This window comes from Coleofasciculus sp. A1-SPW-01 (genome assembly GCF_040217205.1).
Lineage (GTDB): Bacteria > Cyanobacteriota > Cyanobacteriia > Cyanobacteriales > Coleofasciculaceae > Coleofasciculus > Coleofasciculus chthonoplastes_A.
In genome coordinates this window covers 42,713-57,090 of sequence record NZ_JAVJNP010000147.1, presented here as the reverse complement: position 1 = coordinate 57,090, position 14,378 = coordinate 42,713, and the positions used below count along the sequence as shown (strand labels likewise).

14 protein-coding genes are annotated in these 14,378 nt (G+C 46.6%); 12 read left to right on the top strand and 2 right to left on the bottom strand.

What is annotated here, in order from left to right; translation table 11 throughout:
- Nucleotides 1-30: 30 nt before the first annotated feature.
- The gene (locus RH949_RS22695; protein WP_446356326.1) at nucleotides 31-657 is read right to left on the bottom strand and encodes a hypothetical protein; all 627 of its coding nucleotides are present in this window, start codon (nucleotides 655-657) and stop codon (nucleotides 31-33) included.
- Nucleotides 658-945: 288 nt separating this feature from the next.
- Between RH949_RS22695 and RH949_RS22690 the strand changes: the two genes are divergently transcribed.
- The 12 genes from RH949_RS22690 to RH949_RS22635 all read left to right on the top strand — a co-directional run bounded on the left by RH949_RS22690 (nucleotide 946) and on the right by RH949_RS22635 (nucleotide 12,733).
- The gene (locus RH949_RS22690) at nucleotides 946-3,054 is read left to right on the top strand and encodes a S8 family serine peptidase (RefSeq protein ID WP_446356324.1); all 2,109 of its coding nucleotides are present in this window, start codon (nucleotides 946-948) and stop codon (nucleotides 3,052-3,054) included.
- 166 nt (nucleotides 3,055-3,220) lie between these two features.
- Complete coding sequence (locus RH949_RS22685) at nucleotides 3,221-4,456, top strand: mannosyltransferase family protein (protein WP_446356322.1); 1,236 nt, start codon at nucleotides 3,221-3,223, stop codon at nucleotides 4,454-4,456.
- A gap of 154 nt (nucleotides 4,457-4,610) precedes the next feature.
- Nucleotides 4,611-4,922 carry an RNA recognition motif domain-containing protein gene (locus tag RH949_RS22680; RefSeq protein ID WP_006098827.1) on the top strand — a complete coding sequence of 104 codons (312 nt, stop codon included), beginning with the start codon at nucleotides 4,611-4,613 and terminating at the stop codon, nucleotides 4,920-4,922.
- Between the two features lie 710 nt (nucleotides 4,923-5,632).
- Nucleotides 5,633-5,836: a 30S ribosomal protein S21 gene (gene rpsU, locus RH949_RS22675; protein ID WP_006099092.1), complete on the top strand. Its 204-nt coding sequence runs from the start codon at nucleotides 5,633-5,635 to the stop codon at nucleotides 5,834-5,836.
- Nucleotides 5,837-5,859: 23 nt separating this feature from the next.
- Nucleotides 5,860-6,366: a hypothetical protein gene (locus RH949_RS22670; protein ID WP_006099034.1), complete on the top strand. Its 507-nt coding sequence runs from the start codon at nucleotides 5,860-5,862 to the stop codon at nucleotides 6,364-6,366.
- A 103-nt stretch (nucleotides 6,367-6,469) separates the two neighbouring features.
- Nucleotides 6,470-6,712, top strand: coding sequence for a hypothetical protein (locus RH949_RS22665; protein WP_006099123.1), 243 nt, complete (start codon nucleotides 6,470-6,472; stop codon nucleotides 6,710-6,712).
- Nucleotides 6,713-6,867: 155 nt separating this feature from the next.
- Entirely contained in the window at nucleotides 6,868-7,386 is a 519-nt protein-coding gene (locus RH949_RS22660; RefSeq protein ID WP_006099025.1) for a Ycf51 family protein, read from the top strand.
- Nucleotides 7,387-7,478: 92 nt separating this feature from the next.
- A complete protein-coding gene (locus RH949_RS22655) occupies nucleotides 7,479-8,636 on the top strand; it encodes an iron-containing alcohol dehydrogenase (protein WP_446356319.1) in 1,158 nt (385 codons plus the stop codon).
- Nucleotides 8,637-9,033: 397 nt separating this feature from the next.
- Nucleotides 9,034-10,143 carry an ImmA/IrrE family metallo-endopeptidase gene (locus tag RH949_RS22650; RefSeq protein WP_446356349.1) on the top strand — a complete coding sequence of 370 codons (1,110 nt, stop codon included), beginning with the start codon at nucleotides 9,034-9,036 and terminating at the stop codon, nucleotides 10,141-10,143.
- Nucleotides 10,130-10,654, top strand: coding sequence for a hypothetical protein (locus RH949_RS22645; protein WP_446356317.1), 525 nt, complete (start codon nucleotides 10,130-10,132; stop codon nucleotides 10,652-10,654). The genes RH949_RS22650 and RH949_RS22645 overlap by 14 nt, the downstream gene beginning before the upstream one ends.
- 353 nt (nucleotides 10,655-11,007) lie before the next feature.
- Nucleotides 11,008-12,228 (top strand): aspartate aminotransferase, encoded by a 1,221-nt coding sequence (locus tag RH949_RS22640; protein WP_006099023.1) that lies wholly within the window; start codon nucleotides 11,008-11,010, stop codon nucleotides 12,226-12,228.
- A 181-nt stretch (nucleotides 12,229-12,409) separates the two neighbouring features.
- The gene (locus tag RH949_RS22635) at nucleotides 12,410-12,733 is read left to right on the top strand and encodes a hypothetical protein (RefSeq protein ID WP_006099031.1); all 324 of its coding nucleotides are present in this window, start codon (nucleotides 12,410-12,412) and stop codon (nucleotides 12,731-12,733) included.
- A 210-nt stretch (nucleotides 12,734-12,943) separates the two neighbouring features.
- Here RH949_RS22635 and gcvT read toward each other — a convergent pair whose 3' ends face one another.
- Entirely contained in the window at nucleotides 12,944-14,068 is a 1,125-nt protein-coding gene (gene gcvT / locus RH949_RS22630) for a glycine cleavage system aminomethyltransferase GcvT (protein WP_446356308.1), read from the bottom strand.
- Nucleotides 14,069-14,378 lie beyond the last annotated feature (310 nt).

Genomic DNA, 14,378 nt, shown 5'->3' with positions numbered 1-14,378 from the left:
CCATTTTTCTTCAACGTTCTACATATTAATTTAACGTTCTGGAGTCACGGATGAAGTCGGTTCGCTATTGCCAGAGGGGGGGAAGGGAGAACCGACGAATCCCAATTCAAAAAGCTGCTGGTAAGCTTTTTTGCCCAAATCACGGGTGGGATTCTGAGAACGAATGATCTGAATCAGTAAGGGAACCGCTAACTCCGGTTGATCTTGGGCGCGATGTACCAACGCCAACTGATAGGTGGCTTCATCCCGCATTTCTGCTGTCTTGAGTGCGTTTTGCCGATGCTCATTGAAAATCCGGTTATCAATTCCCGAAAAACTTTCAGCTAACTGCTGATAGAAATTAGACAATTGGTTGAAAACTTGACGCGCCTGCTGAAGTTTTTGAGAGGCTAACGTATAGTCTTGAGCTTCAATGGCTTGATTTGCCTCTACCATTAACCGCTGTCCCCCCTGTAAACTCAGCAGGCTATCGTCCTGAGTTAAGGGGCGTAGCTCAGTAGAATCATCTGGCTCAGGCTGCATTTGGCTGACCTCTTCTGAAAGCGCAGCCGCTTGAGTTTGAGCGTGGGCGGGGGATAAGAGCGCCACACTCGTTGTGAAGGGAAAGGCAACAAGGCAGGTAAAGCCAAGGCTATGAATCGTTCCAGAAGAGATCATGTAAAAAATAGGGATAGTATTTTAACAAACACAGAACCTGTCGGGTATCTTACCATCGACAGATGCGGCAAGGGGAGTCAGATGACGATCGCTAGACTTGGGGGCAAGGAATTTGCCGTCCATCACTAACCATCAGCGATGACCCGATTACCAGTCAGTGGGGCTGTCTAAACCAGCTAGACTGAAACAATACCCGGAAGGTTTCTTAGACATCCGGAGTAATAGGATCAAGAAAAATAGTCATAATTTAATGATCTTGTACGATTGACGAGTAATCTATTCTAAACCATGATCCCGCATCCTGATTCTCTGCCAGACGATTCTCCTCAAACCACGCCGATTCCCGAAGAAAGCATCGGTCTGCTCCTGCAACGGGGCGGTGAAGAACTAGGATTACTAAAGGTGCGCGATCGCTTCACCCTTTGCTCCCCTGAAATCCCCATCGAGCAGCTAGAACAAGCCCTGAGTATCCACCACCAGCGTCAAATTCCCCGCACTCAGCTTGTGGAATTTACGGTTGACGCCGAACACCGGGATGAGACAATGCAAGTGGCACGCGATCGCGAAGATGTTGTCTTTGCTAGTCATGTTTACCAACTCAAGGACGATCCAGCGACCTTCATTTACCTGGGCGATCAACTAACGATTCAATTTAACCCCGACACCGATGACGCCACAATCTCCGCTATTGAGACCGAATTTTGCTTAAAATCAGTGCGATCGCTCATCGGTATTCCCAACACCTTTATCTTTCAACTCACCCCGAATTCCCCAGAGAATCCGCTAAAAATAGCCAATCGACTGATCACACGCCCCGAAGTCTTAACCGCAGAACCCCAGATCATTGTTCCCAAACAGCCGAGCTACCATCCCCAAGACCCCTTATACCCTCAACAGTGGTATCTAAATCACAGTGGTGGTTCAAATTTAGCCCCACGTTCTCATATTGACGTAGAAAAAGCCTGGGATATTACCCGGGGAAATCGCTCCATTGTCGTGGCAATAGCCGATGATGCCATTGATGTCAACCATCCCGATTTTCAAGGCACCGGAAAAATTGTCGCGCCCAAAGACTTTAAAGACAAAGACTTTATTCCTCTACCCAGTGGTTCTGGTGAAAGTCATGGCACCGCTTGTGCGGGGATTGCGGTGGCTGAAGAAAATGGTCAGGGTATTGTCGGTGTCGCACCTGGATGTGCGCTGATGCCCATTCGCACCAGTGGGTATCTGGATGATACAAGTATTGAAGAATTATTTGACTGGGCAATTGAAAATGACGCCAGCGTCGTTTCTTGTAGCTGGGGTGCGGCAACCGTTTACTTCCCCCTCTCCCTACGGCAACGGGCTGCCCTAACCCGTGCGGCGACTGAGGGACGCGGCGGGAAAGGCTGTGTGATCGTCTTTGCCGCCGGAAATGCCAATCGCCCCATCCATGGCACGATCTTTGAGCGCGGTTGGACAAATGAGTTACTACGTGGACCTACCAACTGGCTCAGTGGTTTCGCCGTACATCCAGATGTGATTGCGGTTTCGGCTTGCACCAGCCTGAGCAAAAAAGCGGCATACAGTAATTGGGGGACGAATGTCGCCGTTTGCGCCCCTAGCAACAATGCGCCGCCAGGAATGTGGTTTGAAAAAACAGGTTTTATTAGCACGGCTCCCCAAGTGAATGCCCCCACGCCGGGTAATGGTGTCTTTACTACCGACTTACTTGGCGTGGCTGGGTATGAAGTCGGTGATTTTGTGGGGAGTTTTGGTGGCACATCGAGCGCCTGTCCCGTTGTCGCGGGTGTTGCGGCGCTGGTTCTCTCCGCCAATCCTGATCTCACCGCTGCACAAGTCAAACGCATCCTGCAAGATACAGCCGACAAAATTGTAGACCGTGATGCGGATTCCCAGCTCGGTATGCGATTGGGTACTTATGATACGAATGGGTATTCCCAGTGGTTTGGTTATGGTAAGGTTAATGCTTTTAAAGCGGTACAAGATGCCCAAAAGCAACGAGTTCAAACGGCTAAAGTTGCCCAAGTTTTAAAACGACGCAATGATCACAACCTAGCTATTCCTGATAATAATTCCCGTGGTGTGACTAGCACGCTTCAAATTACTGAATCTGGTTTAGTGCAAGATATTCAGGTGACGGTGGACATTGAACATGACTTTTTGGGAGATTTAGAAGTGGAGTTGACATCACCCAAGGATCAGACTGTACTGTTACAAAGTCGTACATTGGGTGTCAATACTCAACTCCAATACACCTATTCGGTAGACAATACCCCTGCGCTCAAGTCGTTGCTGAATCAGGATAGTTTTGGTCATTGGCAGTTGAGGGTCATCGATTCTGTGCCGACGGATACAGGGAGACTTAAAAGCTGGGAATTAGTTATCGGAATTTGAATTTGTCATTTGTCATTTCTCATTCGTCCTTTGTCATTTATTAATCAGTAATCAGTTATCCAAGGAAAGATGATGTAGCTGGCACTACCGCATTTCCAGCAGTTTATGACATAAGATGCAATAACTGAATCGATATATTGAGCTTCAGGGAATAGTAGGCATCTACGTGAATGGGGTTATTTTTGCTACGGTAATGTGGCTATTCAGCCGAATGGTTATCGCGATCGCTATGTTGGTGATTGCGCCCTTATTGCCTGCGCCACCTGGGGGCATTCAACCGACAGTTAGTTGGGATGTATTTTTGGCGTGGGATAGTTATTTTTATCAGGCGATCGCTCTCTCCGGTTACGAGTATGCTAATGATGGTCAGGGACATAATGTGGCGTTCTTTCCCTTGTTTCCCTTATTGGTTCGGGCGGTAATGATTGGGGAATTGCCCTTTAACGTAGCGGGGACTATTGTCAATAATCTGGCATTTTGGGGGGCGCTCATTGTTCTCTATGCTTGGGTGCAAGAGAGTCATGGACAGAAGGTTGCCCGCTGGACAACAGCGGTTTTAGCTTGGTGTCCTTTTTCTCTATTTGGCACGGTAATTTATACGGAGGGGTTATTTCTGTTGTTGAGTACAGCCGCTTTGCGATCCTTTGACCGGAAACACTACGGTTGGTCAGCGTTATGGGGAGGATTAGCCAGTGCGACACGATTACCAGGAATCGCTCTATCTCCAGCATTTTGGCTGGTGGCTTGGCGAGAGAAAAGATCTGCGATCGCGTATCTTCCTAGTTTAGCCACCGCCGGGGGATTGGGACTCTATAGCCTCTACTGCGGAATTCGTTTTGGGGACATGCTTGCCTTTTTAAGGGTGCAACAAGCATGGCACCCTGAACAAGCGTTTTACGGACAGGGATGGTTGAAGATGTTGGTGCAAATTTCCGCCGGAACTGCCAACTGGAATCAGGGTTGGCTTCATGATCCGTGGCATCCATTGATTTTTGTTACGATTTGTGCTGCAAGTTATTTATTATGGCGATCGCACCTGAAACGGCTGTGTGTGGATAAAGGGTATGGCTTCTACCTTCTGGGAATTCTCCTGTGGCTTTTAGCCGGAGATCCGCTAATTAATATGATCATGGTTTGGGGCGGTGGTTATTTACTCGTGCAACAGCGAACAAAACTCAGACCTGTTACCGTCATCTATGGCTTGTGCAGCTTAGCCGTGATTTTAAGCCCAGGTCGCACCATTTCGGCTGAACGCCATGCTTATGGTATTGTATCCATTGCGATCGCCTTAGGTCTGTTGCTGGCTCGTTATCCCCGATGGGGATGGGCAACACTCCTATTTTTCACTCTAGTATTGCTCAGCTTCGCCGTTCGATTTTCCCAGCACCTTTGGGTGGCTTAGATTTTAGATTGGAAGAATGTCAGCCGGGTCGTGTATAAATGGTGTTATTATAATCAGCGAGGTTTATATTCGGCTGTATCGTTTGTTTTTATTTACGGACAGGCATGTCTCCGAATCATAAGTCTCTACATTCATTGATTTTGTGAGATACTCTATGTCGATTTACATTGGTAACCTGTCCTATGATGCTACGGAAGAAGACATCACCAGTATTTTTGCTGAATACGGGACAGTAAAGCGGGTTCAGTTACCCACGGATCGGGAAACAGGTCGGATGCGCGGCTTCGGTTTTGTGGAAATGGACTCAGAAGCTGAAGAATCTGCCGCTATTGATGCTCTAGACGGTGCTGAATGGATGGGTCGGGATTTGAAAGTGAATAAAGCTAAACCTCGTGAGCCTCGGGGTCAAGGAGGCGGTGGTCGTCGCGGCGGCGGCAACCGGGATGGATTCTCTCGACGTTACTAAACCAGAATAATGCGGGTGCAATCAGCTAATTCATGGTGGTGTTTCTCAATGTCTCCTAGATGCTGGACTATCGAGTCAACAACCCGTCGCTAAGTCTAAGTGTTGTAGCAAGAGCTTAAAAAAGTCTGTGTTGACCGGGCTAGGTTTTGCTAGCAGCCGTTATCGAGAAGTAGAGACGCGCCACGGCGCGTCTGTACGTACCTGGGAATGCGCTGGAATTGACCAGTTTAGCGGTAGTTCCAATCGGCGGAAACTGAACAGTTAAACTAAACAGGTAAAGAGCGGGTTAAGAAGCATGATATTGGGAAAGTAGCGCTCGGTAACAACTTCAAGGCTCACTTTCACCGGAATAATTCGAGTTTAAGTTTAGGCGCAAGCCAACCCATAAGCGTACAGGCTAAAAGCACCAGGAAAGCAACTGCACCGATGAAAGGCAATACAATATGCCTTCCCGTCGTTAACAAGTCTAAGGCAGTCGGGATTTTCCAATTTTCTTTGGCTCAATAGAAGCAATCGGTTTTGTCTTGCGTTCCTCTTCTACGTTCATATTTTAAATTCTACGTTCATAATCAATGACTGCCGCTTACGAGAGTTGAAGCGGCAGCTTGGAAGAATCAGATTCAAACTTGAAGATTGGAGTAGGAGTTTAGGCATTTCTGCTAGATGTTGTCAGGTATTGAGCAATTCACTCAAGCTAAGGAGGAAATAAAATGGCACAGGTGACTGTCGGTGAACATGAAGGGATCGAGTCAGCCCTCCGCCGATTTAAACAAGCTGTCTCCAAGGCGGGAATTTTTCCCGATATGAAGAAACATCGCCACTTTGAAACGCCGATTCAAAAACGTAAACGTAAAGCCATTGCTCGGCATAAGCAACTGCGGCGGCTTTCTCGCTATCGCAAAAAACGGTTTTAAGTGTTCACTCTTATGCAGTAATCATGACTCCAGAAGCTATACGTACAGTTTCTCAGCTAAGGCAAGAGTTCTACGATCGATTTGCCGCCAAGATGAACGTGCCAGTGAAGATTACAACCCGCAATTCATCAACGGGTAATCTGCCAATGGCATCTTGGATCGATGATCGGCAACGCATGAATTATTTGTGTATTTATGTTCACACAGCCCCTGATGAATTACTCCCAGAACGACCCTTTATTTTGCGTGTGTCTATTAATAAAGGAGCAGGTATTATTCAATCGAGGCTGTGGGGACGAGATTGCCGGGGAATTAATCAAAGCTGGCACTTTGACCTAACGCTATTACCTGAGGAAATTTTAGACTTTTGTACTTGGATCGTTAGGTTAATTAAATTTCATCGGCAAGGTGGTGTTCTGGATGTCCCTGAACCTCCTCATCCATTTGATTTTAAAATGTCTACTGGCAATTTGCTAGTTAATGAGGCTTGGACTCAGAAAGCTCGGCAAGAAATTAGAGTGGGTCATTAAAGGGAACGGGGAACGGGCAACAGGGAACAGTGCAAGTAGGGCTTTGGGTTTTAATTTGTGGTTAAAAATAAGCTAAAAATAAAGTGATGCAGGAGAGGATCAGTTGGACAAGGAGCATCTATCCGCTGAAGCAAAGGCAATACGCGATCGCTTGTTTGGATGGGATAGTCCCACTCAAGCGCAACTCGAAGAAATTGCCACCGTTGAATACCTGTGGGGACGGCTGTTAGATACTATATTGGAAAGTTGTCCAGATAACCGAGAACGTGATCAGGCAATTGTCCACCTAGAGAGTGTGCGGGAATGGATGCGAAAGTCAATTATTCGGGGAGAGGACAGGAAGTAGGTGGAGAAATTCAAGTTAATGGCGAGGAGCGTCATACTTAAGGGAGCTTGATCTGAGGGTATTCATGGATGAAGCAACGCTGATAGGATAAAAAAGTTACCAAACTGCAACGATGTAGCCATTGGCGTTTATCGAGTCAACACAGGTTATCTTCTATGCCAACAACGACTGACTTTCTCACCTATACCCAATGGATAGGCATTCTCACCCTAGTTTTCGGAGTTCTTAGCCTCTTAGGTTTTATCTTTAAATGGGGCATCCGATTTCGGTTGGTGGGAATTACGGGCTTTATGGGGGTGCTGACGGGCGGCTTATTTGCGCTAAGTATCGTCCCGTTTAGCCGCACAGTGATTCCTGGTGCAGTCCACTTTACCTTAGTCTACGACAACGGAGGCAACCAAGCCGTTATCGCTTTGCCCACAACGATCAACGAATCTCAACTAGAAGCCAGTCTGCGCCAAGCCGCCAGCGACTTCTTTTCTTATGGGCGTTTGGGTGGAGAAAATAACCAACTGACAATTCGCGCCCGCACTGTGATCCACCCAGAACCCGGTGTATCTAAACCCCTAGTTGTAGGTAAAATCAGCCGATCGCTGGCTGAACGTGATGATGAACAGATGACTATCAATATTTACAAAGAACGCTTGGCACAATTACCAGATACCTCCACCTGACTTTTCAGGGGAAGTCTTGAAACTGATTTGGTAGGGGAGATAGGGGAGATGAGGTAAGATAAAAATTCAATTAGCTGCATCCTCTGCTAAAAATGACTAACTCGGCTCCTCCCTCATTGCTGTCGCTCACAGTTGCCCCAGCGCAGGTGTTGCGCGGTGTCCAAGCATTAGCGCAATCTGGAGAGGCGATCGCATCTTTGGGTCATCGCCCGCTGATTGTTGGCGGGAATCATACCTTGGCGACGTTATCACCGCAGCTAGAACCGATCTTGAAACAGTCGGTGTTAACTTGTGCTAAGGCATCTTATCGTCCGGATTGTAGTGAAGTCTCCCTCGCATCCCTCAAAGAAGCAGCAACCTGCCATCAAGCCGACTTAATTATTGGTGTGGGAGGTGGCAAAGCCTTAGACACCGCTAAACTCCTAGCTCATCAATGTCACCTTCCGGTTGTGACAATTCCCACCTCTGCCGCTACCTGTGCTGCTTGGACAGCATTGTCCAATATTTACTCAAATGAAGGGGCTTTCCTGTATGATGTGAGTCTGAATCGCTGCCCAGATTTACTCATCCTGGATTACAGCTTAATTGAAACTGCCCCCCAACGTACCTTAGTCGCCGGAATTGGAGACGCCTTAGCGAAATGGTATGAGGCATCCGTGAGTAGTGGGGATTCTGCTCAAACCTTAATTATTGGGGCGGTGCAACAGGCGAGGGTGTTACGGGATATCCTGTTTCAAAAGTCAGCAGACGCCCTAAAAACGCCAGGGAGCGAGGTTTGGCGAGAGGTAGTTGATGCTTCAGTTTTGTTAGCGGGTGTGATTGGTGGTTTAGGTGGGGCGCAGTGTCGTACTGTGGCGGCTCATGCGGTGCATAATGGTTTAACTCATCTTCCTGGTTCTCACAGCGCTTTACATGGGGAGAAAGTCGCTTATGGGATTCTGGTGCAATTGCGCTTAGAAGAAATGGTACAGGGGAATCAACTTGCCGCATCTGCACGACAACAGTTATTGAAGTTTTATCGCGAAATCGGTTTACCCCAAACTCTTGATGATTTGGGGTTAGGAAATATCACGTTGGCACAGTTGCGCCAGGGGGCAGATATTGCTTGTCAGCCGCAGTCGGATATCCACAGATTACCGTTTGATGTGACACCTGAACAGCTCATGGCGGCGATGGTTTCGACAACAACACCTGTGGAAAAAAATTGCAGTCCCGTTTTATCGACGGCGATGAATGAAAAATACGAATAACTGATATCTTGTATCGTTGTCAGTAAGCCCCAACACCCGCCAAGAACTCAAGTTCTTGGCTAAAAGCTTAAGTCGTCTAAAGACGACTCAAACTCTTACCCAGTAGGGTGGGTATTGCCCACTTTACCCCTATCTATTTTCTTTAAACTGAAGTTCCCCCCATCCCGATTGGTGATAGAAGTAGAAACCCCGACTATGTAAGCGTTTGAGCCAATTACCCTTCTCAATTCGTACCCATGTATATTTAAGATTTTCTTAATACTTTTTGGAAAAAATCTGTGAGGCAAGCGATTTGTCAAAGGGGAACTTCAGATTAGATGACTAAATGTAAAATATGTTTTACATTTAATTAAAGTTTTAGCTAAAATGTAAAAAAATAAAGTTATGGTTGCTTCTGATGAAAGATGCGATCGCGCAAAATTTAATCCGATATCGCAAAGGACAACGGCTTTCCCAAGAACGGTTAGCCGAACAGGTTGGGATGACTCGTCAGACGATCAATAACTACGAGAAGGCGAAAACCTTACCCGATAGTCAAACCCTGTCTCGGTTAGCAAAACATCTGGGGGTGACGCTTGATGATCTATTGCGTCCTGTGGATCAGCTTTTCCCTATTGAAAATCAGTTCTGTTTCCGTTGTCATACGACTTTCACGAAAAAGCCCCAGTTTGCGAGTTATATCGAGGGGTTGCTCAATACCTATACGGCTTTGGAAACGGCGGTGGGCTTGCCTCCCTACGCGCCAGAAAGCACCCCTTGTGACAGTGTAGAGGGGAACGAAAAACGCATTCAGCAAGTGGCGAAGCAGTTTCGCGCCCGTTTAGGGTTTGGTGATGCTCCTATCTCCAACTTGTTTGAAGCGGTGGAAGAAATTGGTCTGAAGGTTTTACGCTTACCCATTGAGCAGGATAACTTCTTTGGTTTAAGTGCTTGTAGCAATACTCAAGGGGCGTTTGTGCTGATTAATACCCACAAGATCAGCATAGAGCGTCAATTGTTTACTCTTGCCCATGAAATTGGCCATTTGATTTTTCATCGGGGAGAGTATCAGGGTCAGCTTTTAGCCAGTGACAACCGTGAGGAAGAAAAAGCCCGTGAAGCAGTGGCGAATTATTTTGCCAGTCATTTGCTAGTGTCTCAAACTGCTTTTGACCAAGCGCGGACTAATATGCACGACTGGTTGAAACTCAAGTCTTATTTTCGGGTGAGTTATGCGGTGATTCTCAAGCGTTTGGATGAGATGGGATTAAAGGATTTTGGGAAAACGAAAAAAGCGTTGTGTGTGCAGTATAAAAATAAAACAGGAGAGTCTTTAACCAAAGACATTGAACTGGAACCGAAACTGCAAGCAGAGGATTTTTCCCTCAATCAGCGCTATTCTAGCTTGGTTTGGCAAGCACTAGAACAAGAGAAGATATCGGAGTCGAAAGCGTCGGAACTGCTGGGGATGACGATTGAGCGCTTACGGCTGACTCGCAGAGAACAGGAGGTTTATGCCGTCGCCTGAACCATCTAGGAAGCTGGAGGGGATGATTCTGGATGCTACAGCACTGATTGATTTTGTTTACCTTGGGGAATGGAACTGGTTAGAGAAATGTTATGATCCGCTTTGCATTGCCCAAGAAGTGCTAGATTCGGATAATTTAGAACCCCAAACTAGAGAAGCAGCAGCAAAATATCTTACGCCGATTGTTCTGGATACGGAAGCAATGTTCCAAAGTTTGATTGATTTTTCAAGGGAAGCGCCTTTATTAAGTATTGCGGATCGTTCCACTTTAGCCATCGCCCAGCATCGGTTTTTACTATGCGCCAGTGATGACGGTTTAGTGGTTGAAACTTGTCGGAAACGTTCAATTCCTTATGTTAGAACTTTAAGATTATTGACGGAGATGGTAAAGACGGAATATAAAACAGTAAGTGAGGTGAAGGCTATGGCACAAATGCTGATTGAGACGAGAGGGAAACATATTTCTCAGCAGGTGATTGAGAATTGGTATCTAGATTTAGAGGCGATTTAGTTTTTCTTTGGAGTTAATTGATTAACCCCTGCTTGACTGCCTCATGGAATTGTTTATTTCCACCAACCTACTTAAATAATGGTAGGAAAGGCACGGCAATGCCGTGCCCCTACGGTTTCTTTGTGAATCTTGGATTGTTGTCCAACCCTTGATTGTTAAATTGTGTATTCCCTGTTGCCTGTTACCTGTTGCCTTTGAGAAATCTAGGTATCCCCATCTGAATGCAGCAACAGCTTATACAGCAAGCCCTCATAAACCCGGATTTAGCCCTTGAGGGCAAAAATTCTGGGAGCTTAAGCGATTTTCCGATAATGCCGATATAATTTTCTAGGTTAGGAACGCTGCATTTTTGAATGAACTTAGATTGGATTACCCCAGCAAAGCGCCTGAGTGCTTTACCCCCTTATGTGTTTGCTCGTTTGGATGAACTCAAAGCCCGTGCCCGTGAGCAAGGGTTAGATTTAATTGATTTAGGCATGGGGAATCCTGACGGTTCAGCACCTGCACCCGTGATTGAAGCCGCTATCACCGCCCTGAATCATCCAATTAACCACGGCTATCCCCCCTTTGAAGGAACGGCAGATTTTCGCCACGCCATTACCAGTTGGTATCACCGTCGCTATGAAGTTACTCTCGATCCTGATAGCGAAGCCCTACCCCTGTTGGGTTCTAAAGAAGGATTGACTCACCTTGCTCTAGCTTACGTCAATCCAGGGGATTTGGTATTAGTGCCAAGTCCGGCTTATCCAGCTCATTTCCGAGGTCCTTTGATTGCTGGGGCTGAAATTCACAGCATGATCCTTAAGCCGGAAAATGATTGGCTGATTGATTTAGCCGCTATTCCTGAGGATGTGGCGCAACGGGCAAAGATTCTCTACTTTAACTATCCGAATAATCCAACAACAGCGACGGCTCCCCGTGAGTTTTTTGAGGAAATTGTGGCTTTTGCCCGTCGTTACTCAATTCTGTTGGTGCATGATTTATGTTACGCCGAACTAGCATTTGATGGCTATCAACCCACGAGTTTATTAGAAATTCCGGGCGCGAAGGAGATTGGCGTAGAATTTCATACTTTATCAAAAACTTATAATATGGCAGGTTGGCGGGTTGGATTTGTTGTCGGAAATCGCCATATTATTCAAGGATTGCGGACGTTAAAAACAAATTTAGATTATGGGATTTTTGCCGTATTACAAACCGCCGCAGAAACGGCATTAGACTTACCTGATAGTTATGTGCATCAGGTGCAAGAACGTTACTGTCGTCGCCGAGATTTTTTGATTCAAGGGTTAGCGGAATTGGGATGGAAGATTCCTAAATCAAAGGCGACAATGTATTTATGGGTTCCTTGTCCACCGGGTCAAAATTCAACGGATTTCGCCCTGGATATTCTCCAGCAAACAGGTGTGGTGGTGACGCCCGGAAATGCCTTTGGTGTCGGCGGTGAAGGCTATGTGCGGGTAAGTTTGATTGCGGAGTGCGATCGCTTGGCTGAGGTGTTGCGGCGTCTGAAGCAAGCCGGGATTCGCTATCAAGCCGAAGCTGTAGCCTCTGGATCACAGAAAGATGGATGACATGAGCGAGGAGTAGAAGTGCGGGGAGATGGGAGGTAAGGGATTAGGAGAGCAAATGACAAATGACAAATGACATAATCCAATCAGGTGATATCAATCCATCCTGTTGATGGATGCTGCCAATTGTTCTGCCCTGACAGAATAAAGATAGGACATTCGTCAGGGGGAGGATTGCTACTACATGAAATTAACCCGCTTTCTCATCGCCACAACATTGGTATTTGCGATTGGGCTATGGCAACAACCGGAAAAAGCTGTAGCCGATCAAAAATCTTTAAATTCTGAGCAATTTTCCCAATTTATCCGCGCTTTAACCACTTATCCTGACTTTTTTCAAGAGGGACGAGAACAGTTTGAACGAGAAATTCAGCGGCTCTATCAACGACAAAATGCTGAACATGAAATGCTGCTGAAAATTAATATAGATCTAGAGGCAGAACGAGAAAGCCTTCAGCAAATCCAGCCCAGCAATTTTCCTAGTCCTTCTCAAAATAATCATATCTAGGGGCTGCTGAATAAGTGATGAGGTGAGGGGGAGATGGGGCAGATGGGGCAGATGAGGGAGCAATGATATAGCAGTAGACACATCTATTAGGACAAACGAACTGTGTTAGAGACGCGCCGTGGCGCGTCTCTACATAAATGATGTGTCCTCCCTAGCCTTCCCCTTGTCAAGGGGAGGGAACTGGAATGAATGACCGAAAAATTTTGGTTTCTAACTCGAAGGTTTTTTGGCGCGATAAAAGGGTTTTTTGACGATAACGGCAGGATAAGTCTTACCGCGAATTTCTACCTCTAACTGTTGACCCATCTTGGCGAGGGATGTGGGACAATAGGCAAGCGCGATCGCTCTTCCTAGTGTTGGTGAATAGGTACCACTCGTTATCTCTCCCACGACTTGTCCCTCAGATAGTACCGAGTAACCGTGACGGGCTATATGTCGCCCCTGCATTTCAATCCCCACTAACCGACGTTCCACACCATTGGCTTTTTGGGCTTCTAGTACAGAACGCCCGATAAAATCGCCTTTACGGTCTAAATGTACCAGCCAACTTAAACCAGCTTCTAGGGGAGTCGTCGTATCATCAATATCTTGTCCATAAAGTGCCAACCCTGCTTCTAGTCGCAACGTATCTCTTGCTCCCAAACCACAGGGAGTCACTCCCGCCTGGAACAGACGCCGCCACAGTTGTACCCCAACCTCCGGTTTAACCATCACCTCAAACCCATCTTCTCCGGTGTACCCTGTCCTGGCGATAAATCCGGGTTGATCTAGAATCGTTGCATTGAGATGTCCAAAGGATTTCAGCGCGGTTAAGTCTTCCTGGACAAACGGCTGTAAGTAAGTCTCGGCTTGAGATCCTTGTAGGGCTATCAAGATGTTTTCCTGGGAAAGGTCTAGTAATTTTACCTCGGTGTTCTCCAGTTGTGCTAACAACCACTCTTTATCCTTCTGACAGGTTGCCGCATTAACAATCATCATCGCCTGCGATTCGCCCGTTTCATCCTCCCCTTTGTGGTAAACAATCACATCATCAATGATGCCCCCTTGAGGATTCAACAATACCGTGTATTGAGCTTGACCCGGTTGTAATCGACTCAAATCTGATGGGACTAATCGCTGTAACGCTTGCCATAGCTGCTTCCCGGTAAAAGCAAATTTTCCCATGTGGGAGATATCGAACATTCCCGCATCGGTGCGTACTGCTTCGTGTTCTTGTCCAATACTGCTGTATTGGACTGGCATTTCCCAACCCGAAAAGCCAGTGAAGCGGGCATTTTGTTCAACGGCGAGGTCAAACAGAGGAGTTCTTGCAAGAGAAGGTTTTGGCTTAGCCACAGATAGTCTTGAGTCACAATGTCTTTCATATTCTACCGAGTTGTCTGACATTAACCGCTGATCTGGTAAATTGCGATCGCGCCAAGGTATCGATAAGTAGTCGGACTTTCATTAAAATTGACGGTTAAGATTGGCGAACAGTAAGAATTTGATATCCGTACCCAAATTGGCAAGCCTGTGCTAGCTTAATCATTGAGAATGTGTTCGGTTTCAGTGTTTGTGTTTAGTACAGATTGGCTTTTTTCCTTTCGACTTGACAGACTTGTCTCCGATACCCTCATCTTTATACAACTTTGAGCTTGGAGACAAT